Origin of the sequence: uncultured Desulfosarcina sp., from assembly GCF_963664155.2 — a bacterium.
Taxonomy (GTDB): Bacteria; Desulfobacterota; Desulfobacteria; order Desulfobacterales; family Desulfosarcinaceae; genus Desulfosarcina.
Genome location: NZ_CAXXXH010000002.1, coordinates 106,631 through 127,367, shown reverse-complemented (window position 1 = coordinate 127,367; position 20,737 = coordinate 106,631). Strand labels below are relative to the sequence as shown.

The 20,737-nt window shown below is 56.3% G+C and carries 17 protein-coding genes; 10 read left to right on the top strand and 7 right to left on the bottom strand.

The genetic code is table 11. The features are described 5' to 3' along the window. Positions 1-100: 100 nt before the first annotated feature. The 3 genes from dnaG to ACHZBS_RS24760 form a co-directional block, all read right to left on the bottom strand. Positions 101-1,915 carry a DNA primase gene (dnaG, locus tag ACHZBS_RS24770; RefSeq protein WP_319409222.1) on the bottom strand — a complete coding sequence of 605 codons (1,815 nt, stop codon included), beginning with the start codon at positions 1,913-1,915 and terminating at the stop codon, positions 101-103. A 371-nt stretch (positions 1,916-2,286) separates the two neighbouring features. Then, positions 2,287-2,874, bottom strand: a complete 588-nt coding sequence (hisB, locus tag ACHZBS_RS24765; protein ID WP_319409221.1) for an imidazoleglycerol-phosphate dehydratase HisB — start codon at positions 2,872-2,874, stop codon at positions 2,287-2,289. A 137-nt stretch (positions 2,875-3,011) separates the two neighbouring features. Continuing rightward, positions 3,012-3,302 carry a hypothetical protein gene (locus tag ACHZBS_RS24760; RefSeq protein ID WP_319409220.1) on the bottom strand — a complete coding sequence of 97 codons (291 nt, stop codon included), beginning with the start codon at positions 3,300-3,302 and terminating at the stop codon, positions 3,012-3,014. A 289-nt stretch (positions 3,303-3,591) separates the two neighbouring features. On the opposite strand from ACHZBS_RS24760, the gene ACHZBS_RS24755 reads away from it, so the two are divergent. The 3 genes from ACHZBS_RS24755 (at position 3,592) to ACHZBS_RS24745 (ending at position 8,254) form a co-directional block, all read left to right on the top strand. Further along, positions 3,592-5,343, top strand: a complete 1,752-nt coding sequence (locus ACHZBS_RS24755) for a YcaO-like family protein (RefSeq protein WP_319409219.1) — start codon at positions 3,592-3,594, stop codon at positions 5,341-5,343. A 251-nt stretch (positions 5,344-5,594) separates the two neighbouring features. Then, positions 5,595-5,798 carry a cation transporter gene (locus tag ACHZBS_RS24750; RefSeq protein ID WP_319409218.1) on the top strand — a complete coding sequence of 68 codons (204 nt, stop codon included), beginning with the start codon at positions 5,595-5,597 and terminating at the stop codon, positions 5,796-5,798. Next, positions 5,798-8,254, top strand: a complete 2,457-nt coding sequence (locus ACHZBS_RS24745) for a heavy metal translocating P-type ATPase (RefSeq protein ID WP_319409217.1) — start codon at positions 5,798-5,800, stop codon at positions 8,252-8,254. The genes ACHZBS_RS24750 and ACHZBS_RS24745 overlap by 1 nt, the downstream gene beginning before the upstream one ends. A 14-nt stretch (positions 8,255-8,268) precedes the next feature. Here ACHZBS_RS24745 and ACHZBS_RS24740 read toward each other — a convergent pair whose 3' ends face one another. Together ACHZBS_RS24740 and ACHZBS_RS24735 are read right to left on the bottom strand one after the other, a co-directional pair. Next, on the bottom strand, positions 8,269-9,060 hold the full coding sequence (locus ACHZBS_RS24740) for an AAA family ATPase (protein WP_319409216.1): 792 nt from the start codon (positions 9,058-9,060) through the stop codon (positions 8,269-8,271). Between the two features lie 27 nt (positions 9,061-9,087). Beyond that, on the bottom strand, positions 9,088-11,331 hold the full coding sequence (locus ACHZBS_RS24735; protein ID WP_319409215.1) for a dynamin family protein: 2,244 nt from the start codon (positions 11,329-11,331) through the stop codon (positions 9,088-9,090). A 295-nt stretch (positions 11,332-11,626) separates the two neighbouring features. On the opposite strand from ACHZBS_RS24735, the gene ACHZBS_RS24730 reads away from it, so the two are divergent. Continuing rightward, entirely contained in the window at positions 11,627-11,779 is a 153-nt protein-coding gene (locus tag ACHZBS_RS24730; protein ID WP_319409214.1) for a hypothetical protein, read from the top strand. 113 nt (positions 11,780-11,892) lie between these two features. Here the strand turns inward: ACHZBS_RS24730 and ACHZBS_RS24725 are convergent, their stop codons facing one another. Then, a complete protein-coding gene (locus ACHZBS_RS24725; protein WP_319409213.1) occupies positions 11,893-12,459 on the bottom strand; it encodes a YqgE/AlgH family protein in 567 nt (188 codons plus the stop codon). Positions 12,460-12,810: 351 nt separating this feature from the next. Between ACHZBS_RS24725 and ACHZBS_RS24720 the strand changes: the two genes are divergently transcribed. From ACHZBS_RS24720 to ACHZBS_RS24695, 6 genes are all read left to right on the top strand, one after another. Beyond that, a complete protein-coding gene (locus tag ACHZBS_RS24720; protein ID WP_319409212.1) occupies positions 12,811-13,215 on the top strand; it encodes a dihydroxy-acid dehydratase in 405 nt (134 codons plus the stop codon). A 79-nt stretch (positions 13,216-13,294) separates the two neighbouring features. After that, the gene (ilvB, locus tag ACHZBS_RS24715) at positions 13,295-14,980 is read left to right on the top strand and encodes a biosynthetic-type acetolactate synthase large subunit (protein ID WP_319409211.1); all 1,686 of its coding nucleotides are present in this window, start codon (positions 13,295-13,297) and stop codon (positions 14,978-14,980) included. A gap of 17 nt (positions 14,981-14,997) precedes the next feature. Then, on the top strand, positions 14,998-15,486 hold the full coding sequence (ilvN, locus tag ACHZBS_RS24710; protein WP_319409210.1) for an acetolactate synthase small subunit: 489 nt from the start codon (positions 14,998-15,000) through the stop codon (positions 15,484-15,486). Between the two features lie 108 nt (positions 15,487-15,594). Next, positions 15,595-16,647 (top strand): ketol-acid reductoisomerase, encoded by a 1,053-nt coding sequence (gene ilvC / locus ACHZBS_RS24705; RefSeq protein WP_319409209.1) that lies wholly within the window; start codon positions 15,595-15,597, stop codon positions 16,645-16,647. A 67-nt stretch (positions 16,648-16,714) separates the two neighbouring features. Then, a complete protein-coding gene (cimA, locus tag ACHZBS_RS24700; protein WP_319409208.1) occupies positions 16,715-18,376 on the top strand; it encodes a citramalate synthase in 1,662 nt (553 codons plus the stop codon). 270 nt (positions 18,377-18,646) lie between these two features. Continuing rightward, entirely contained in the window at positions 18,647-20,212 is a 1,566-nt protein-coding gene (locus ACHZBS_RS24695) for a 2-isopropylmalate synthase (protein WP_319410196.1), read from the top strand. 218 nt (positions 20,213-20,430) lie between these two features. On the opposite strand, the gene ACHZBS_RS24690 is transcribed toward ACHZBS_RS24695, so the two are convergent. Then, positions 20,431-20,700 carry a hypothetical protein gene (locus tag ACHZBS_RS24690; protein ID WP_319409207.1) on the bottom strand — a complete coding sequence of 90 codons (270 nt, stop codon included), beginning with the start codon at positions 20,698-20,700 and terminating at the stop codon, positions 20,431-20,433. Positions 20,701-20,737: the final 37 nt, after the last annotated feature.

Genomic DNA, 20,737 nt, shown 5'->3' with positions numbered 1-20,737 from the left:
ATGTTGCCGTCCATAAATGGGTCGCGGTGTTCTGAAACTCGTTTTTTATTCCCATGCCCGTCAGCGGCTGTCGCCTGCTGTCAGATGCCATGGTCAGCGGTCAATAACTCGCACCGCTTTGTTTTTCCACTATCTTTCGAGCCTGCTGCTGCTTTTCCCGCAAAAGCACGGCCAGAAGGTTGACATCTCCGCTTTTTTCGGCGGCCTCGATACGCATTTGCAACGCCTTGTCCTTACGGCGTATGGTGCGCTCAAACTGGGCCATCAGATTCATGCAGCCGTCTCGGTCCCAGTGTTCATCGGTCAATGACAGACGGGCCACTACGGCCTTTTTTTCCGGGTCATCCCATCGGGATACCAGGCCGGCAATATCGCTGTCGACAGTCGCAAAGTGGTCAATAATGCCTCGCCCGATCTCTGCCATTACGGGATCCGTAAAATGGTCCATGAGTCGTCGGCGCTTTATATCGGCGACCATCTCCGGGAACTGAAGCATCATCGCCACCAGCTGTCTTTCCAGGCGGTAGGTTTCTCCATGAACCGGCGGCGGCTTCGGTGCGTTAACCACTCCCGGTCGACCTTGCAGCCAGGCCGACTTGGCAGGAGATGGCGCGGTTCTCTGGATCTTCTGCAAAAGGACCTTCTCATCTACGCCGAGGCGCTCTGCCAGATGCTTGACCCGGAGCGATCGAGCAACCGGATCGCCGATAGCCAGCATGGCCGTTTTGAGATCGTTGACAATGCGGACCTTGCCGTCGATGCTCAATCCATGTTTCTCGACAGCCGATTCGACCATGAAGGGAATCATCCCCATGGACTGTGCAGCCGCCTTTAAAAAATCTTCGGGACCGAACGCCATGAGAAATGAATCGGGATCATGGCCCTTGGGTAAAACCATGATCCGGGCCTCCAGCATTCCTTTTTGGAAAACCGCCACGCTGCGTTGCGCCGCGTTGATTCCCGCCTGATCCGAATCGTAAACCAGGGTGGCCTTACCCCCCTCTCCCACGAATCCCTTCAGGATCTGAACGTGATCGGCCGTCAGGGAGGTTCCCAGAGTGGCCACGGTGTTCTCGATGCCGAACTGGTGCATGGAAAGCAGGTCAAAATACCCTTCAACCACATATACCGTTTGCGTTTCCCGGCATTTTTGACGAGCCCGGTTCAACCCGTACAAGGACCGGCTCTTGTTGTATACCGGCGTTTCCGGGCTGTTCAGGTATTTGGGCAGCGCATCGTCCATCACGCGGCCGCCAAAGCCTACCGTCTGATTTTGCCCGTTGAAAATGGGAAAAATGATCCGGTTCCGAAACCGGTCGTAGTGTCCCTCCCCTTTCTTGCGGGAGACGATCAAACCGGCCTGCAGGGCCACCTCGACCGACCTTCTCCCTGAACGGAAATGGCGTACCAGGTGGTCCCATCCATCCGGGGCAAATCCCAATTTGAACTCCTCAATGGTTTTTCGGGTCATCCCCCTTTTTAAAAGGTACCCCTTGGCCTGTTTGCCCGGTTCCTTCGAAAGCAGGCAATCGCGGTAAAAGGACATGGCCTCGCTGTTAAGCGTTAGTATCGTTTCCCGTTCCGTCAACTTTTTTTTCTCGTGGAGGGATAGATTCCGGGTGGGAAGGTCTATGCCGTAACGTGCGGCCAGCGTACTGACTGCCTCAGGGAAGGTGAGCCCGCCGTGTTTCATGAGAAAACTGAATACGTTGCCGCCGGCACCGCAACCAAAACAATAAAAGATCTGTTTATCCGGACTCACGGTAAAGGATGGGGTCTTTTCGGTGTGAAAAGGGCACAGTCCCAATAGGTTGCGCCCCGCTCGACGCAGGGATACGGTTTCCGATACGATGTCAACAATATCGGAAGCGTTTTTAATTGCCGTAATTTTATCGTCAGGAATGTACGCCGCCAAGAAAAGCCGCCTCCATTTCAAATGGATTCGGGTTCAATCGTGCTCCGGTAGGACCTGGGCCGTCTCAGTGAAAAGACGGTCATGGGCCAGATTGGCGGTGAAAAAAGCGCCTGAACGCCTGGACTGCGCCGTTAGCTACCTTGTGCATAGGGTCGCCCTTTTTTAAATTTTACAAGTTAAATCCCCAGAGGCATTTTGTCAATATATAGTAGCGGCTTTACAAAAAAACACTGGATATTCAGAAAAAGGGCAGGCTGTTGGTTGAAGAGGCGGCACGGTCATCTACGGTTGGGCGTTGCCTGCAGAATCCAATACCATGCCGCAGTTCCAGAATGTGGCCCGGTGTATTTCCCAACTGAATTGAGAACGGATTAAAGGACCCCCTTTGATGAACGAACACTGCTGCGGTTTGCGTCGATCGATACCGCCTGCCGGAGTGCACGTCCTACGGATTTGTAGACCGATTCCAGCACATGGTGCTCGTTTTCCCCGTATTTGACGTTAATATGCAGATTCATTCCCCCCTTAACCGCAAAGGCCCTGAAAAACTCTTTGGCCAATCCCCGGTCAAAGCGGCCCACGGATTCCAATACCGATGGCAGGTGATAAACCAGAAAAGGGCGGTTGGACAGGTCAATGGCGACTTCGGCAAGCGCATCGTCCATAGGTGTCACGGCAAAACCATAACGCCGAATGCCGAACCGATCGTCCAGGGCAGTGGAGACGGCTTCGCCCAGAACCAGTGCAACGTCCTCCACGGTGTGATGGTAATCCACCTCCAGGTCGCCCTTGGCCTGGACATCCAGATCAAATCGGCCGTGAACGCAGAAAAGGGTCAGCATATGATCGAGAAAAGCAATACCCGTGTTGATATCGGCCTTTCCCTGTCCATCCAGGTTCAGTTCAACCTTGACTTGGGTTTCCGTTGTTTTCCGTTCGATCCGGCTCGTCCGGGGCATGACAGGTCTCCTTAGAAAACGCGCTGTTGGGTTTGGAAACGATCCACATCCGCCGCAATAATGCTGAACCATTGAGAGTTGACGGTTCGCGGGACCGCAACGGTCTTGACCACCGCATAAACCGTCGTTGCAATCGATCAGGAGTCTTCGGCGACTTCGGCAGTGTTGTCAATGAGGATCATTTGTTCTTCGGCGACTTTTTCCTCCTCGGGAATCATTTTTCTAAATCGCTCAAAATCAACTCGCCGCTCGGTCTTCACCTTGAAACGGGCATTGTTTTTAATGCTGCGTCGATCATAGCCACACCTGCGCTGCTGCCCGGATCGGGACTCCGGCACCGTTGCCCGTTCGGAGTTCAGCCTCCGGTCAAACTGACGCCGACGGCCGCCGTAATCGATAATTTGAGGGATTTTCCGGAATTCGGACATGGCTGCCAACACGTTTTGATATTATCAGCAATGGATCGACATAACCGATCATATTCACTTATTATCTTTAAATTTGAATGAAAGCAAGGGCTTCGACCAGGACACGGCAGCCTTTATTTGAACGGCCATCTGTCATTTCTGGATGGACACAATGCAACAGCCGTGCTTATAGTTGTTGCCCGATGCAAATCAATGAATTAGAAGCCATCGGTCGTTGGCATATCGATCTGGAGAAGAAATCGGGTAGAAACAAAGGTGACAAGGATCGTCACCCAGTCAAGGAGAGTGAATGAAACGCACGGGTCCCATTAAAATGACAGATGCCATCAAGCGGGCGACAGACGATCAGGATAAAATCCTGCAGCCGGAACAAACTGTGGCCATGGTTAAGCAGCGGATGAACGCCATGGAATTGAAAATTCTTGATCGGACCCTGCGCATCGATAATGGCCGGCTGGACATCCCCGTATTTTTCAGCACGTGCGGCCATGACGCCCAGGCCATTATCGGCACCAAAAAACAGATGGGCAAAGGCGCGACGACGGCCCAGGCCGAGGCCAGCGCGGTGATGGAACTGGCCGAGCGCTTCAGTTTTTTCAGCTTCTACACCAACCGGAACCACACCCGACTGGGCACCTTCAACCAGTTTGCCGACGAAGCCATTCCATTTGATCAAATCGCCAAGTCGGTGCACGACAAATCCGGAGACCTTGCCGTATCCAAACAAATTTTTGAATCTCTGCCTCTCCGATGGACCGGCGCCTGGAGCCTTACCCGGGAAAAGGAGGTGCTGGTCCCGCTCAATTGGTTTTACGCGATCAATGCCTTCAACGGCCCGTCCGCCGGCAATTGCGTGGAAGAGGCGCTGTGCCAGGGCATTTGCGAAATCGTCGAGCGTCACGTGTCGTCGGTGATCAGTCGCCAGCACATTTCCACCCCGTTGATCGATCCGAATTCGGCAACCGACCATCGGGTCCGGGAAATGCTGGGCAAGTACGACAAAGCGGGTATCAAGCTGTTCATCACCGACTTTTCCCAGGACATGGGCATCCCTTCCGTAGCCGTCCTGGCCTACGATCCGACCACATTTCCCGCCAAGAGCGAAATCGTCTGGACCGCCGGCACCACCCCCAGTCCGGAAAAGGCCCTGAGCCGCGCCCTGACCGAAGTGGCCCAGTTGGCCGGCGACTTCAACTCCGGGTCCAATTATGTGGCCTCGGGCCTGCCGAAATTCACCCGGCTGGAAGATGCCGGCTATGTCATCAACGCCCCCGGTCCCATCGCCCTGGCCAATCTGCCCGATATTTCCAACCCGAATATCCGCAACGAGGTAGATGCCTGCATCCAAGCCCTCTCCCAAAGGGATTTCGAGGTACTGGCAGTGGACACCATGCACCCCCAACTGGCTGTGCCGGCCTTCTACACCATCGTCCCCGGCGCCCATTTCAGAGAGCGTGCAAGCGGCACCAGCGTAGCCATGTTTGCCGCCAAAATCACCATGGAAAGCTTCGGCGTGGACGAAGCCATCAACCGCCTGATGGACATGGATCGACTCTTGCCGGGCAAGTATTTCATCCAGTTCTACCTGGGCAACTGCCACCTGGAACGAAACGATCCGCAAACGGCCCTGTCCCACCTTTCCCGGGCCCTTGATCTGTCGCCGGCGGAGCAGGACATCCCCAGCATCTACTCCTATATGGGGGTATGCCACAAGGACCTGGGCGATTATAAAAAGGCTCTCGCCGCGCTGGTCAAAGGGGAAGCCTTGGACCCGGAACGCACCGATATTCATAACCTCAAGGGGTTTTGCCACTTCATGCAAAAAGAACACGAAGCAGCTATCGAAAGCTTTGAAAAGGTTATCGAACTGGATCCCAGTTCGGCCATCGATTATGCCAACATCGCATCCAACTACCGCGACATGGGTGAAAAGGCCAAGGCGGTGCGATACTACCGGCTTGCCTTGGAACTGGATCCGTCCATCGATTTTGCGAGGGACAACCTGGAGCGCCTCACCGGCAAAGACCCGGAAAAGAGATAACGCCACACGATTCCGCCGGAAAAACCAGAAATAACAAATCGCAAGCACCAAATTCCAAATAGATTCCAAATGACAATCTCCAAACTCGTCAGGTTTGGAATTTTGATTTTGGCTATTGTGATTTACCTCGTTGTGGTCATTGGCCCCATTCCATTCCGAACCGGCCTTTTTTCAGTCATGCCTTGCCAGCTTCCTTAAGGCCGCTTACCTTATGCCCGTTGAAAACCGCACTGAATGCAAAGGAGGCATTTATGAACCAAGAGACATTGACCGTTCCCACCATTTCCTGTGGTCACTGCGTGTCGGCCATCGAGTCTGAATTGGCTGAGATGGAAGGGGTCACCTCGGTGAAGGCCGACGCCGGAACCAAAACCGTTACCGTCCAATGGGATCCCCCGGCATCAATCGACCGCATCCGGGCCACCTTGACGGAAATCAACTATCCGGCCCAGTGATGACCTCCCAGACCCTCATTCTGCCCATTACGGGCATGACCTGCGCCAACTGCGCCATGAACATCGCCCGTGGGCTAAAAAAGCTGACCGGTGTCAGCGACGCCAACGTCAATTTTGCGTCCGAGCAGGCCTCGGTGACCTTCGATCCCCATTCCGCGACACCGGCGGATCTGATTCGGCAGGTTGAAAAACTCGGATTTAGGGTCACCACCGCCCGCATCGATTTTGCGGTTACGGGCATGACCTGCGCCAACTGCGCCATGACCGTGGAGCGGGCGCTTGGCAGAAAGGTTCCGGGGGTGATCGATGCAGCGGTGAATTTTGCCGCCGAACGGGCAACGGTTGAGTATCTGCCGTCCATGGTCACACCGGATGGCCTGGTGTCAGCGGTGGAAAAGGCCGGATTCGGTGCCCTGATCCAGCAGGAAGGAGAACCGGAAGACGCGGAAGCCGCGGCCCGGCAAAGGGAAATCACCGACCAGACCCGCAAGTTTATGGTCGGCGTCGCCTTTGCCCTGCCCCTTTTTGTGATCAGCATGGCCAGGGATTTTGGCTTCACCGGACCGTGGAGCCACCAGCCGTGGATGAACTGGCTGTTTCTATTTTTGGCTACGCCGGTGCAGTTTTACACCGGCTGGGACTATTATGTCAGTGGCCTGAAAAGCCTGCACAACAAAAGCGCCAACATGGACGTGTTGGTGGCCATGGGTTCGTCCACTGCCTACGGCTATTCCCTGGCCGTGTTGCTGCTTCCCGCACTGGGTGGGCATGTCTATTTCGAGACCTCGGCCGTCATTATCACCCTGATAAAGATGGGAAAACTGCTCGAATCCCGAACCAAGGGCAAAACGGGCAGCGCCATCCGCAAACTTATGGGACTGCGTCCCAGAACCGCCACGGTGCTCCGCGAAGGCACCGAAGAGGAGACGCCCATCGAACGGGTGCGCGTGGGTGAGCTGCTTCTGGTGCGACCGGGCGAACGCATCCCCGTCGATGGCCAGGTCACTGATGGAGCCTCGGCCGTTGACGAATCCATGCTCACCGGCGAACCCATTCCGGTGGATAAAAAATCAGGCGACACGGTGGCCGCCGGCACCATCAACGGCCAGGGGATCATCGTCTTCACAGCCACCCGGGTGGGACGGGAAACCGCCCTGGCCCAGATCATCCGCCTGGTTCAGGAGGCCCAGGGCAGCAAGGCGCCCATCCAGGCCCTGGCCGATCGCGTCGCCGCGGTGTTCGTGCCGGCGATCATCATCATTGCCGTGCTGGTCTTCAGCATCTGGTGGATTGTCGCCGGCGAGTTCGTAACCGCCATGATCCGCATGGTGGCCGTACTGGTTATCGCCTGTCCCTGTGCCCTGGGTCTGGCCACCCCCACCGCGATCATGGCCGGCACCGGCAAGGGTGCCGAACGGGGCATGCTTTTTAAAAACAGCCGGGCGCTGGAAGGTGCCACCCGTTTGTCCACCGTGGTTCTGGACAAAACCGGTACCATTACCGAAGGCAAACCGGTGGTTACCGATTGGGTTCCCGATACCGGTAACGAGGTGACGGAAAATGAACTGATGATGCTGGCCGCTTCGGTGGAAAAAGGGTCCGAGCACCCCTTGGGCCGGGCAGTTGTCAAAAAAGCGGAGGCCTCGGGGATGACACTGGTATCACCCGAGGCATTCAAGGCCTACGGCGGCGACGGGGTGGAAGCCCAGATCAACGGCCGCCTTGTCAAGGTGGGCAAGCCGCACTGGTTTGACGGGAACGCAGGCCTAATTTCCGCGGCGATGGCCGAACGGATATCGGTTTTTCAGGCCCAGGGGAAAACGGTCATGGTGGCGGTTGAGGCGAACCGCCTGTTGGGGCTGATCTGCGTATCTGACCGCATCAAGGGAGACTCGCCGTTGGCCATCGCCCGGTTGAAAAAACTGGGGCTTGAGACGGTGATGCTCACCGGCGACAACCGCCAGGCCGCCGACGCCATCGGCCGGCAGGCCGGTGTCGATCATGTAGAGGCCGAAGTCCGACCGGAGGACAAAGCCTTGCGGGTCAAGGCGCTCCAGGCGGCGGGGAAAACCGTGGCCATGGTGGGCGACGGCATCAACGACGCACCGGCCCTGGCCCAGGCCGACGTGGGTTTCGCCATCGGCACGGGCACCGACGTGGCCATCGAAACGGCCGATGTTATTCTGGCAGCCGGATCGCTTAGCGGCCTCCCCAGAGCCATCGCACTAAGCCGGGCCACCATGATGACCATCCGCCAGAACCTCTTCTGGGCTTTTTTCTACAATGCCGTACTGATCCCGGTTGCCGCCGGCGCCCTTTTCCCCTTTGAAAGCCTGCCCATGATGCTGCGGCAACTGCATCCCATCCTGGCCGCCCTGGCCATGGCCTTTTCCAGCATCACGGTGGTTTCCAACAGCCTGCGGCTCTATCGGACGAAACTTGCCGATAGCCGATAGCTCCTACCGGTGAGCTATTTGGCGCTCCTTGCCAGAAGCTCATCCGCCAGGTCATTGTAATCGATGGCACCGTAACTGCTTCGGCGGTAGAACACTACCGGCTTTCCCACTTCGGCGCTTTCAGCGATAGTGGTGTTGCTGCGAATGGCAGTATTGAACACCAGGTTTCGATAGCGTTCGTCGGTTTTGAGTTGCTGCATGACGACGTTGGCCACCCGAGTTCGCAGGTCCACCAGGGTGGGAATGATGCCGGAAATGAACAGCCCGGGATTAATCTCTTCCCGCACCGCGTCGATGGTGTCAAACAGTTCGGCGAGGGCACCGAAGGCATAGGGATGGGTCTGGCAGGGTACCAGCACTTCCGAAGCACACGAGAAGACATTGACGGTGAGCAGAGAAAGGCTGGGCGGTGTATCCATCAAAATGAAATCGTAATTCCCGACAACCGGGGACAGGGCCTCCTTGAGCCGGTTCTCCCGTCCTTCAGCCTCCACCAGTTCAACTTCGGCGCCGGAGAGATCCACATGGGAGGGTATCAGTTGAAGTCCGTCCCACTTCGTGGTAAGAATCGTCTCTTCCACTGCTTTACGGCCGTTGTTCATGATCAGGTCATAGACCGACGGCCGTTCGTCATCGGGCAGAATGCCCAACCCTTTGGTGGCATTGGCTTGTGGATCCATGTCCACCACCAACACCGATTGGTTGGCCAGCGTCAACGCCGCCGCCAGGTTGATTACCGTAACTGTCTTGCCCACGCCCCCCTTCTCGTTTGCCACTGCAATGGCTCTGGTTTTCTTTTTGGCCATCTTGTCTCCCTTCCGTTAAAGTTGACGTCAGCCGTTCAATTGCTGAAGATCCGCCTTAAGATGGTTGATCTTCTCCTGCAACAACATAGAGGAGTCTCCTATCTGGTCGAGTGAGGCCGAGACGTCTTCCTTGTTTAACCGCTGTTCACTGATGAGTTCCACCAGTCTGGACAGATCGGCTCCCTGGTGTTGGAACCGCTCCAGCATCTGGCGGTAAAGGGCGGTGGCGGTAGCATCAGCCAGTTTCAGCATATACTGAAACTTGATATTTTCCTTGTAGTCTTTCAGGAGAAACAAGATGGACCGCTCGGTCTCGCGTTTCATCCGTTTGATCCCCGAGGCAAGCGCCAGGAACTGTTCCTGATGAACCTTGTCCGCCGATTTTTTCATGGCTCTCTTGACCAGGTTGACGATTTTGTAGAAACCGAAGCGCATAACCGCTTCGGTTTTGATCTGGGCGGAATAACGCATGGTTGCTGCAGCCGGCGGCAGGGCCAAACCGGCCATCTTGCGGATCTTCTCCAGGTCCGGCCCGATACTCATCGGTGATGAAGCCCGTTGCGGAGCCGCCTTCCCCTCCCCCACGGCGTTGGTGTACTGCGCCAAAGCATCGTCGATCATGGCTCCATAAGGCCCGGCAATTTCATCCAGATATCCAATGAGATGTTTCTCCTGGGTCTTGACGAACCGCATCACCTGGGGGTTCACGGTTTCAGCCATGTATGCATCCACCGCCTGTTTAAACTCCTGGAACACCAGGTACAGGGTTTTTGCAAACCCCGCACTCATCAGGCTTTCCTCGTAGTTGTGCATCTCCACCTGATAGCCACGAACGAAACGGACAACGCCCGAAACGACACCGTCCGTATACTCGTCAAAAAACCGGTCAATGGCGGTCTTCAAGTCCCGTTTGACTTGGTTGACCGCCCCATCCAGAGTATTTTTCACCGTCAGCTTCATGCGCTCCAGTCGGCCCCGGTGGTGGTGGACGCGATCGGCCAGCTCCCGCGCGCCGCCGGCGTCACGGGCCAACAGGTCACGGTTGAAAGCAATCCAGTTCCCAATACCGCCGGCGACTATTTCCAACCTTTCCAGATGGTTTTTCAGCAGCAGGGAGGTTCGTTCCCGAAGGATCTTCTGTTCCAGAAACTGTTGAAAGCGGGTTTGCTCTGCGGTCGAGAAATCGACCAGCGCCGTCTCCCGGCACCAATGGGCGAACCGGTCATGGTCTCTTTGAGACAGGTTGGATTCCATCTGAGACATGAGCAAGAACAGGGCGGAGAAGGCAAACATCTGGGGCTCGGGGCAGATCAGGCTCAGTTCTGCTTCAATTTTTCGAATCCCCTCGGAAAGGTCCTGAAGGGATTCGTGCTCGCTGAGATCGCAGTTCACGACAAAGACAACCGTTTCCAGGATTCCCATTTTCCGGATCATGGATAAAAAGCGGATGTCCGCCTGACGGAGTCCGGTACGGCTGCTGACCACATAAACCGTGAGATGGGCCAGCATCAGGTAGTCCTGGATCATGGCCAAATGGAGCGGGTTGGGAGAGTCGCTACCCTGGCAGTCGGCAATCTCGACCCCATCACCGAGACCCGGAGCATCAATTTCCAGCAACACATCCTTCAGGTAAACGGCCATGGCATCGTCGCCGACAAAATCACGGTGCAAGGCAAACCGGTCGTTCTCAAACACAACAGTGGCATGATCCGCCTGGACAAAAGGCTGAACACGATCATAACCGTTGAGATAGGACGCCAGCAGCACGCTTCCTGCGCTGCGGGTGTCGTTGGAGATCAACTGATCGGCGGCCAGGTCGGCCAGCGCCCGGTCCAGAATCTGCCGATCCTTTTCACGACGAATATCAAAAGGATGTTCCGCACCGGAACGCTTGTGAGCGGGCAACAGCACCGATGCCTGATCGATATCCCCGTTCACCTCATCCCAGTTCTTGAGATAAAGGATGGCCCGCAAACGGGTGCCGGTTCTTACCCGGGTAACGATGGAAGTGACCACGCCGGCACCGCGTTTAAGGTAATCGCCGCCAAAAAGGGTATTCACCAGGGTACTTTTCCCTGATTTGATGGCGCCCACCACGGCCACACGCATGATCTCTTCGGATACCTGTTCGGATATGATCTGGCAGGTGGCCTTCCACTGGGAAAACCCCTCATCAATCAGTTCGGGAATTTTCTCAGCTTCGTCAATAAGGTGCGCCGTATCGTCGCTGATCCGTGAAAGCTGGAGCTTCATTGTCTCGTATGCGGGCATGTCTATCTTTTCTCAGGTCTGGTCTCAGTGTTGGTGAGGGTACCGAAACCAACGGATGCGGATGCTGAAAGGCCTGAATCAGGCCGGGGGAATCATCCGGGCGCCGGTTGGCGATTTTTACATTTAAACGGATCGATTGTCAAAGCTTTCCCAACCGGTGGCCAAGGGGTACAGGCATTCCCCTAATGAACACAATGGGTTGTAAATCTTATGATTTAATGATATACAGCTGACCGGAAAGAAACGAGATGGGCGGTTCAAAGGCGCTAAATCCAGTATAAGGAACACCACAAACATGTCAGAAAAACATCCGGAATGCCCATTATACAATCCGCTGAACTGCAAGGAGTACTACAATCCAAAGCTCTGTGCGTTCGTCCGGAAAGACAAGGTCTGTCTGAAAAAGAAAAAACCCAAGCAAAAATCCAAAAAGGACGACACCGAATAAAATGAGGGGCAGATCAGCGCCCCTTACCCACCCCTCATCAAGCCTTTTCCTGCAAATCCTATTACTCCCAAATCCCAGCGCGTCAATCATTTCAAATCCACTTTTGTTTTCCGTCAGGCATGACCCGCCGTATCGGACAGCAACGCCGGGTCGATTCCGATCCTTTGAAGGGCCGCTTCCCAGCGTCTTTCCACGTCCATTTGAAAGGCGATCGCCTCGGAATAGGGGCCGTTAATCCAGGCATTGCTGCGGATTTCACTTTCCAGTTGCCCGGGCCCCCAACCGGCACATCCCAAGGCAATGATAAACGCCTTGGGACCGCTTCCCATGGCGATGGCTTCAAGGATATCACGCGAATTGCTCAAGGCCAGTTCTCCGGTTATCATCATGCTGCCCTTCCATGTGAATGGAGCACCGTGAAGAACAAATATTTCATTCATATGGACCGGCCCGCCGATGTGAACGGGAATTTTCTCCGCCCCCGCAGCAGATGAAATCTGCAGTTCGTCGAAGATCATCTTGCCGGTGACCTCCGGGTGAACCCGGGTAATCACGATCCCCATGGCCCCTTTTTGATTATGCTCGGACAGGCAGGTGACAGATTGGTAGAAATTGGGGTCTGCCAACCCGGGCATGGCCATGAGAAACTGCCCCTTCAAGGATTGCCATGTATGGTCCATGGTGTAAAACTCCCCTCGTGTTCATCTTAGAATCGACCCTGATGTGTGTCTACTTCTTTAAGCTTAACGGTGTGTTCACCCAAAGGCAAGAAAAAGCTTGACTTGCCTGAAACGGGCTGTTAGGGGAGGATTATCAATTAAATTGGTCTTATAAAAACATGAATAGCCGTTTCGCCCTTATCAACATTATTAGTCTTATTCTTATCCTCGTAGTGGGTGTCCTCATCCACAACGAGGAAACAGGGGCGATAATGGCCTAAACCAGCCAACACCGGAAACCACAAAATCCGTTATCACCCCCAGAGGCGATAACGGATTTTTTTTTACTTATTCGGAAAGGGTGTCAAGGGGATGAAAAGCGACGACGCCAAAAAAGGTATCGAACGGGCACCGCACTGGGCCCTTTTCAAAGCCATCGGTTACACGGATGAGGAAATTAAGCGCCCCCTTATCGGAATCGCCAATGCAGTCAATACCGCCATTCCCGGTCATGTTCACCTGAATACCCTCGCCCGGGCGGTGAAGGCCGGGATCTATATTGCCGGCGGAACACCGGTGGAGTTCGGTACCATCGGTGTCTGCGACGGCATCGCCATCGATATCCCCGCAAAAACCGTCTCCCTGAAGGTTTCCGATGATGAGTTCAACCGGCGTCTGGCCGGCTGGCAGGCACCGGAACCGAAAATCCGCCATGGATACATGGCTCGTTACGCCCGGCAGGTATCGTCCGCCAGCCAGGGGGCGATTGTCAGATAAAGGAAGCCGGAAGACCGATGTCGGTCGTCTGATCGGCAACCTCGGACCTCCGATTTCAGAGAAAAGGAGCTCGATAAAAATGAAACTCACCGGAGCACAGATTTTAATGGAAGTCCTCAAAGAGGAAGGGGTCGATTCCATTTTCGGATTTCCCGGCGGCGCCACCATTGATATTCATGACCATCTGGAAAGGACCGACATCCGCCACTACCTGGTACGCCATGAGCAGGGTGCGGTGCACGCGGCCGACGGGTACGCCCGCGTCACCGGCAAGGTCGGCGTCGCGCTGGTCACCTCCGGTCCGGGAGCCACCAACGCCGTCACCGGCATTGCCACCGCCTATATGGACTCCATCCCCCTGGTGATCATCAGCGGCCAGGTGCCCACCCATCTCATCGGCAACGATGCGTTCCAGGAAGTGGACATTGTCGGCATCACCCGACCCTGCACCAAGCACAACTATCTGGTTCCCTCGGTGGAAGAGCTTCCCCGGATTCTCAAGGAAGCGTTTCATATTGCCCGCTCCGGCCGCCCGGGCCCGGTTCTGGTGGACATTCCCAAGAATGTGCAGCAGGGAACGACCAATTTCAAACCCAAACAGAAAGTCAAACTCAAATCCTACAACCCCACCTACAAGCCCAATTCGAAACAGCTGCGCAAAGTGGTGGACCTAATCATGGCGGCCAAGCGTCCCGTGATTTTCGCCGGCGGCGGCGTCATCCTCTCCAAAGGGGCAAAGGAACTGACCCGGCTGGCCCGCAGTGCACGGATCCCGGTGACCATGTCACTCATGGGACTGGGGGCTTTTCCCGGCTCCGACCCCCTCTCGCTGGGGATGATCGGTATGCATGGCACCTACCGGGCCAACATGAGTACCGGCGAATGCGACCTGCTCATCGGCATCGGCGTGCGCTTCGACGACCGGGTGACCGGCAAGACCGACTGCTTTGCCTCCCAGGCAGAGATCGTTCACATCGACATCGACCCGACCTCGATCCGCAAAAACGTCCCGGTGAGTATCCCGGTGGTGGGAGACTGCAAAACCACTCTGGAAGTGATCAACAGCTTCCTGGCGGAAGAGGATCTGGACAAACTGACGGACAGTCGGGGCCCCTGGCTGGACCAAATCGAGCAGTGGAAGCAGAACTACAAGCTGGCTTACGTCCAGGAAGCGGAGATCAAACCCCAGTACGTGGTGGAAAAACTCTACGAACTGACCCGGGGCGATGCCATCATCACCACGGAAGTGGGCCAGAACCAGATGTGGGCGGCCCAGTTTTATCATTTCGACCGCCCGGGGCATTTCGTCACCTCCGGCGGTCTGGGCACCATGGGGTTCGGGCTGCCGGCAGCCATCGGCGCCCAGGTGGCCTTTCCCGATTCCCTGGTGGTGGATGTGGCCGGAGACGGCAGCATTCAGATGAACATCCAGGAGATGGCGACCGCCGTGCAGTACAAACTGCCGGTCAAGGTGGTCATCCTGAACAATTGCTATCTGGGCATGGTCCGCCAGTGGCAGGAGTTGTTCTACGAAAAACGCTACGCCTGTACGTGCATGGATCATGCACCCGATTTCGTAAAACTGGCCGAGGCCTTTGGTGCCGTGGGACTGCGGGCCACGCGCCCGGACGAGGTGGAAGTCGTCCTGCGCCAGGGACTTGAAACGCCCGGACCGGTGATCATGGATTTCAGGGTCGCCAGGGAAGAGTGCGTGTATCCCATGGTGCCGGCCGGGGCGCCCATTACGGAAATGCTGTTGGTTTAGAATCAGGGAAAAATACAATGACCGAAGAAAAACACATATTGACCATGCTGGTGGACAATGAACCCGGGGTGCTCTCCCGGATCGTCGGATTGTTCAGCGGCCGTGGATTTAACATCGAAAGCCTCTGCGTGGCTGAAACCATCGATCCACACGTATCCCGGATCACCATCGTCACCAAAGCCAATGAACCGCTTGTTGAACAGATCGAAAAGCAGCTTAGAAAACTCATCAATGTGATCAAGCTCAGGGACCTTACCGGGTCCGGATCGGTTCAACGGGAAATGGCGCTGGTCTGTGTGCGGGCTAAACCGGAAAGCCGTGACGAGATACTGCGGATCGTCGATATATTCAGGTGCAAGGTAGTGGATGTGGGCCCCGAGTATTACATTATCGAAGCCACCGGGACCGCAGACAAGATGAAGGCCCTGGTCAACCTGCTCAAACCCATGGGCATCAAGAAGATCGCCCGGACAGGCACCATCGCCCTGTTCCGGGAGCCCCACTGAACCGTCGGCGGCATGCCGTCGGGGCAGGTCGCGTCGGTTCATGAAACCGTTTTGGCAGAATTTGAAAGACAACCTGCTGGAATAAAAATTACAATCAAGGAGTACCAGATGGCACATATCGATTTTGGCGGAACGATTGAAGAAGTGATCACCTCAGAGGAATTTACCCTCCAACAAGCGCGTGAACTGCTGCAAGAAGAAACGGTCGCCGTGCTCGGTTATGGGGTCCAGGGACCGGGCCAGGCGCTGAACATGCGCGACAACGGCATCGCCGTAATCGTGGGCCAGCGGAAAGGGACAGCCTCCTGGGACAAGGCCGTGGCCGATGGATTTGTCCCCGGGAAAACCCTGCTCCCCATCGCGGAAGCCGCCAAAAAGGCCACCGTGGTCCAGTACCTGCTGTCCGATGCCGGCCAGGTGGCCATGTGGCCCACCATCAAAGCCTGCCTCAACGAAGGTGATGCCCTGTACTTTTCCCACGGGTTCGGCATCGTTTACCGGGATCAGACCGGCATCGTTCCCCCGGAGAACGTGGATGTGATCCTGGCGGCCCCCAAAGGTTCCGGCACCACGGTGCGCACCAACTTTCTGGACGGCAGCGGCATCAATTCCAGCTTTGCCGTCCACCAGGACTATACCGGACAGGCAAAGGAACGCACCATCGCCCTGGGCATCGCCATCGGCTCCGGCTACCTGTTTCCCACCACTTTTGAGAAAGAGGTCCACAGCGACCTCACCGGCGAACGCGGCGTGCTCATGGGATGTCTGGCCGGCGTCATGGAAGCCCAGTACAAGGTGCTTCGCAAGAACGGCCACAGCCCCAGCGAAGCCTTCAACGAGACGGTGGAAGAGCTGACCCAGAGCCTGATCCGCCTGGTGGCCCAGAACGGCATGGACTGGATGTACGCCAACTGCAGCACCACCGCCCAGCGCGGCGCCCTGGACTGGGCGCCCCGCTTCCGGGATGCCGTGGCGCCTGTCTTCGAAAAGCTTTACACAAGCGTTGTCACCGGTGAAGAGACCCGTCGGACCCTTGAATGCAACAGCGCCCCGGATTACCGGAAACGCCTGGATGCGGAACTCAAGGTCATCCACGATTCGGAAATGTGGCGGGCCGGTGCCGCGGTACGCGCCCTTCGACCGGAAAACCGGCGCAAATAAATGGCGCAGGGGTCTGGCCGCACCCTAAGCGAGACCCCGACGCCAACGCTGTGCCAGGAGAGATACCATGCAACCGATCCTAATCTACGACACCACCCTGAGAGACGGTACCCAGGGAGAAAACATCACCTTTACGGCGGATGAAAAGCTCAAGATCGCCATGCGGCTGGATGAAATGGGGATCCATTACATCGAGGGCGGATGGCCCGGATCCAATCCCAGGGATATCCGCTTTTTTGACCTGGCCAAACGGGAACGATTCAAGACGGCCCGGATCACGGCCTTCGGTTCCACCCGTAAACCCACCATCGATGCCGCCGACGATCCCAACCTGAAAGCGATCCTGAAAAGCGACACGCCGGCGGCGGCCATATTCGGCAAAAGCTGGGCCCTGCATGTGCAGTCGATCATGGACAACACTCTGGAGGAAAACCTGGCCATGATCGCCGACAGCGTTGCATTTCTCAAATCCCATGGCCGGGAAGTGATTTATGACGCCGAGCATTTTTTCGATGGTTTCAAGGATTCCCCGGACTATGCATTGGAAACCCTGGCCGCGGCCATTAGGGCCGATGCCGATTTTGTGGTCCTGTGCGACACCAACGGCGGTACCCTGCCCCGGGAAATTGAATCGATCGTCCATTCGGTCAACGACAACCTGAATCGGCGATTCGGGGATTCGGGAAAGCTGAAACTGGGCATCCACACCCACAACGATTGCGGCATGGCCGCGGCCAACACCATAGCCGCCGTTAATTGCGGGGCAGTCATGGTTCACGGCACCATCAACGGTTACGGAGAACGCTGCGGCAATGCCGACCTGACCACCATCCTCCCCATTCTCAGCGCCAAAATGAACCGGCCCTGCATCCCCAAAGAAAAACTGGCCGGCCTGAAAAGCCTCTCCAGGTATGTGAGCGAAACGGCCAACATTGTTCCGCTGAACTCCCGCCCCTTCGTGGGACGCAGTGCCTTCGCCCACAAGGGCGGCATTCACGTCAGTGCCATCATGAAAGAGTCCCGGGCCTACGAGCACATGAACCCTGAACTGGTGGGCAACCAGCGCCGGGTGCTCATGTCCGACCTGGCCGGCAGGAGCAACGTGGAGTATAAGGCCAGGGAGATGGGGGTAGACCTGGGCGCCAACGGGAGTGACAGCAAGGCCATCGTTGCCGCCATCAAGCAGATGGAAGACGAAGGCTACCAGTTCGACGTGGCCGACGGATCCTTTCAGATCATGCTGGAGAAGTTTACCGAGCAGTTCAAACCCTTGTTCGATCTGGAATCGTTCCGGGTGACCATCGAAAAGGACAAGGATCTGCCCTGCTCGGCCCATGCGACCATTAAAATTTCGGTGGGTGACAGCCACGAGATAACCGCCGCCGAAGGTCTGGGCCCGGTGAGCGCGCTGGACAATGCCCTGAGAAAGGCATTGGGCAACTTCTACCCGGACCTGGACACCATGAAACTGGTGGATTTCAAGGTGCGCGTGGTGGACGGAAGCGAGGGCACGGAAGCCAAAGTCCGGGTACTGGTCGAATCCAGGGACCAGGACCAGATCTGGAGTACCATCGGCGTCTCCGAGGACATCATCGAAGCCAGCTGGCAGGCCCTGGCGGACAGCTTTCAGTTCAAACTGGCCAAGGAAGCCCAGCAACGCTGCAAGCCATCCCAAAATGGAGATGCGGAAGATCTCAAACTGGGATGTTCCGTGTCATGCGGCGCGTGATGCCGAGAACCGGAAAACAGAAATCAACCCTATTGTTATAGGAATCTAAGTACCATGAATCCTGCCAAGGAAGGTATCAACGCCGCGGGAACGGCCATTCGGCCCATTCCGCGGCCCATGCTCGGACTTGCCTCTGTATTGGAAGGTTCAAGCGTCAGCTTCTTGTGAACCGTAGGAGCGGCTTCCAGCCGCGATAATGAGTTCGTTCATCGCATCATATCGCGGCTGGAAGCCGCTCCTACCCCGATCCGACAGTTTCTTTCCCAAAAAATACATGCGAATCAAAGGAGTAAAGCAATGACCGAGCGTGTTAAAATATTCGACACTACCCTGAGAGACGGCGAACAGAGTCCAGGCGCCAGCATGAATACCAATGAAAAAATGCGGCTGGCCGTCCAATTCGAAAAACTGGGGGTGGACATCCTCGAAGCGGGCTTTCCTGCCGCCTCCGAAGGAGATTTCCAAGCGGTTTCGGAAATCGCCAAACGCCTGAAGCGCACCGAGGTTGCCGGCCTGGCACGTGCCAACAAGAGCGACATCGACCAGGCCTGGGGTGCCATCCAACATGCCGCAACACCCCGCATTCACACTTTCATCGCCACTTCGGACATTCATCTGGACTACAAGTTGAAAATGTCCCGGAAGGAAGTGCTCAACGCGGCGGTAGAGGCGGTCAAGTATGCCAGGAGTCTCACCGACAACGTGGAGTTTTCCGCCGAAGACGGCTCCCGCAGCGACCGGGATTACCTGTGCAAGGTTTTCGGGGCGGCCATCGAAGCCGGGGCTACCACAGTCAACCTTCCCGACACGGTGGGCTACGCCATCCCCCAAGAGTTCGAAGAAATGGTCAAGTATGTCATGACCAACACCCCGAACATGCACAAGGCCACCTTGAGCGTCCACTGCCACAACGACCTGGGCCTGGCCACGGCCAACACCATCGCCGCCATCAATGCCGGGGCGCGTCAAGCCGAAGTGACCATCAACGGCATCGGCGAGCGAGCGGGCAACACCTCGCTGGAAGAGGTGGTCATGGCCCTGCACACCCGCCGGAACCTCATGCCCTTCGACACCGGCATACAAACCGAGCACATCTACTCCACCAGCCGCCTGGCCAGCATGATCACCGGCATCATGGTCCAGCCCAACAAGGCCGTGGTGGGCGCCAATGCCTTTGCCCACGAAGCGGGCATTCACCAGGACGGCATGCTCAAAAACCCCATGACCTATGAGATCATGAAGCCGGAAACCATAGGCCTGAGCCGTAACCAGCTGGTCCTGGGCAAGCATTCGGGCCGCCATGCCCTGTATACCCATCTTAAGAACCTGGGTTACGACCTGTCCGAAGAGGAGCTGAAAACGGTCTTCAAACAGTTCAAGACCCTGGCCGACAAGAAGAAACACGTCATGGACGAAGACCTGGAAGCCCTGGTCACCGAAGGCGTGCTCAGATCCGCCGAAGTCTTCTCACTGGAATACCTGCATGTCACTTGCGGCACCACGGTCCTGCCCATGGCCAGCGTGAGGCTTTCCATCAACGGCCGCAGCGTTCAGGGTGCCAACTACGGCAACGGCCCCATCGATTCGGCCTACAACACCATCGCCCAGTTGACCGACGCCAAAGCCGAACTGCTGCGCTTTACCGTCAGCGCCCTGACCGGCGGCACCGATGCCCAGGGCGAGGTGACCGTACGTCTGCGCGAAAACGGCTTGATGGCCCTGGGCCGCGGCTCCGATCCGGACATCATCACCGCCAGCGCCAAGGCCTACATCAACGGGTTGAACCGGTTGGAGTATTTGAAGGCCCACCCGGTTAAGGCGTCGCAGATGCTGTAGGTTGGAGGGCTGATCACGGAGGTCGGAAGACGAAGTGAATAAAAATTGAGGGATTCATAAAGCTTTGTCCCCCGTTAGCCCTTATGTTCACAGGTGCGTTTTACTCTCAGATTTACAGTGCTGCAATAGGGGTCGGGAAGGGTTCTCACCCTCCCCGACCTCCGACCCGTGCGTGCGGTTCTCCCGCACACGGCTCTCCAGTCGGTAGAATAACGCTGTCAAATACTGCACAGATAAGGTCCGTACCCCCTTGGGCTACCTATTCTGTAATCGACAGCCAAGATCACCCCATGGGAGCTATACCCCTTCGGCCCGCCGTTTTCATCAATCATCCGGCAAACCGACGCGCGTAGGCACCACAGCTTGCTGCGCATTTCTTCAAGAATGAATGCCGCCCGTTTGAAAAGTGGATGGTCTGACATTTCCCAATAATCTTCGTCCAGTAAATCCAAATATTCTTGCAACGGTTCAATGTCACCAATCGCCAAGTCTTCGAGCCCCAACCTCAACCATTAAACGCAATGG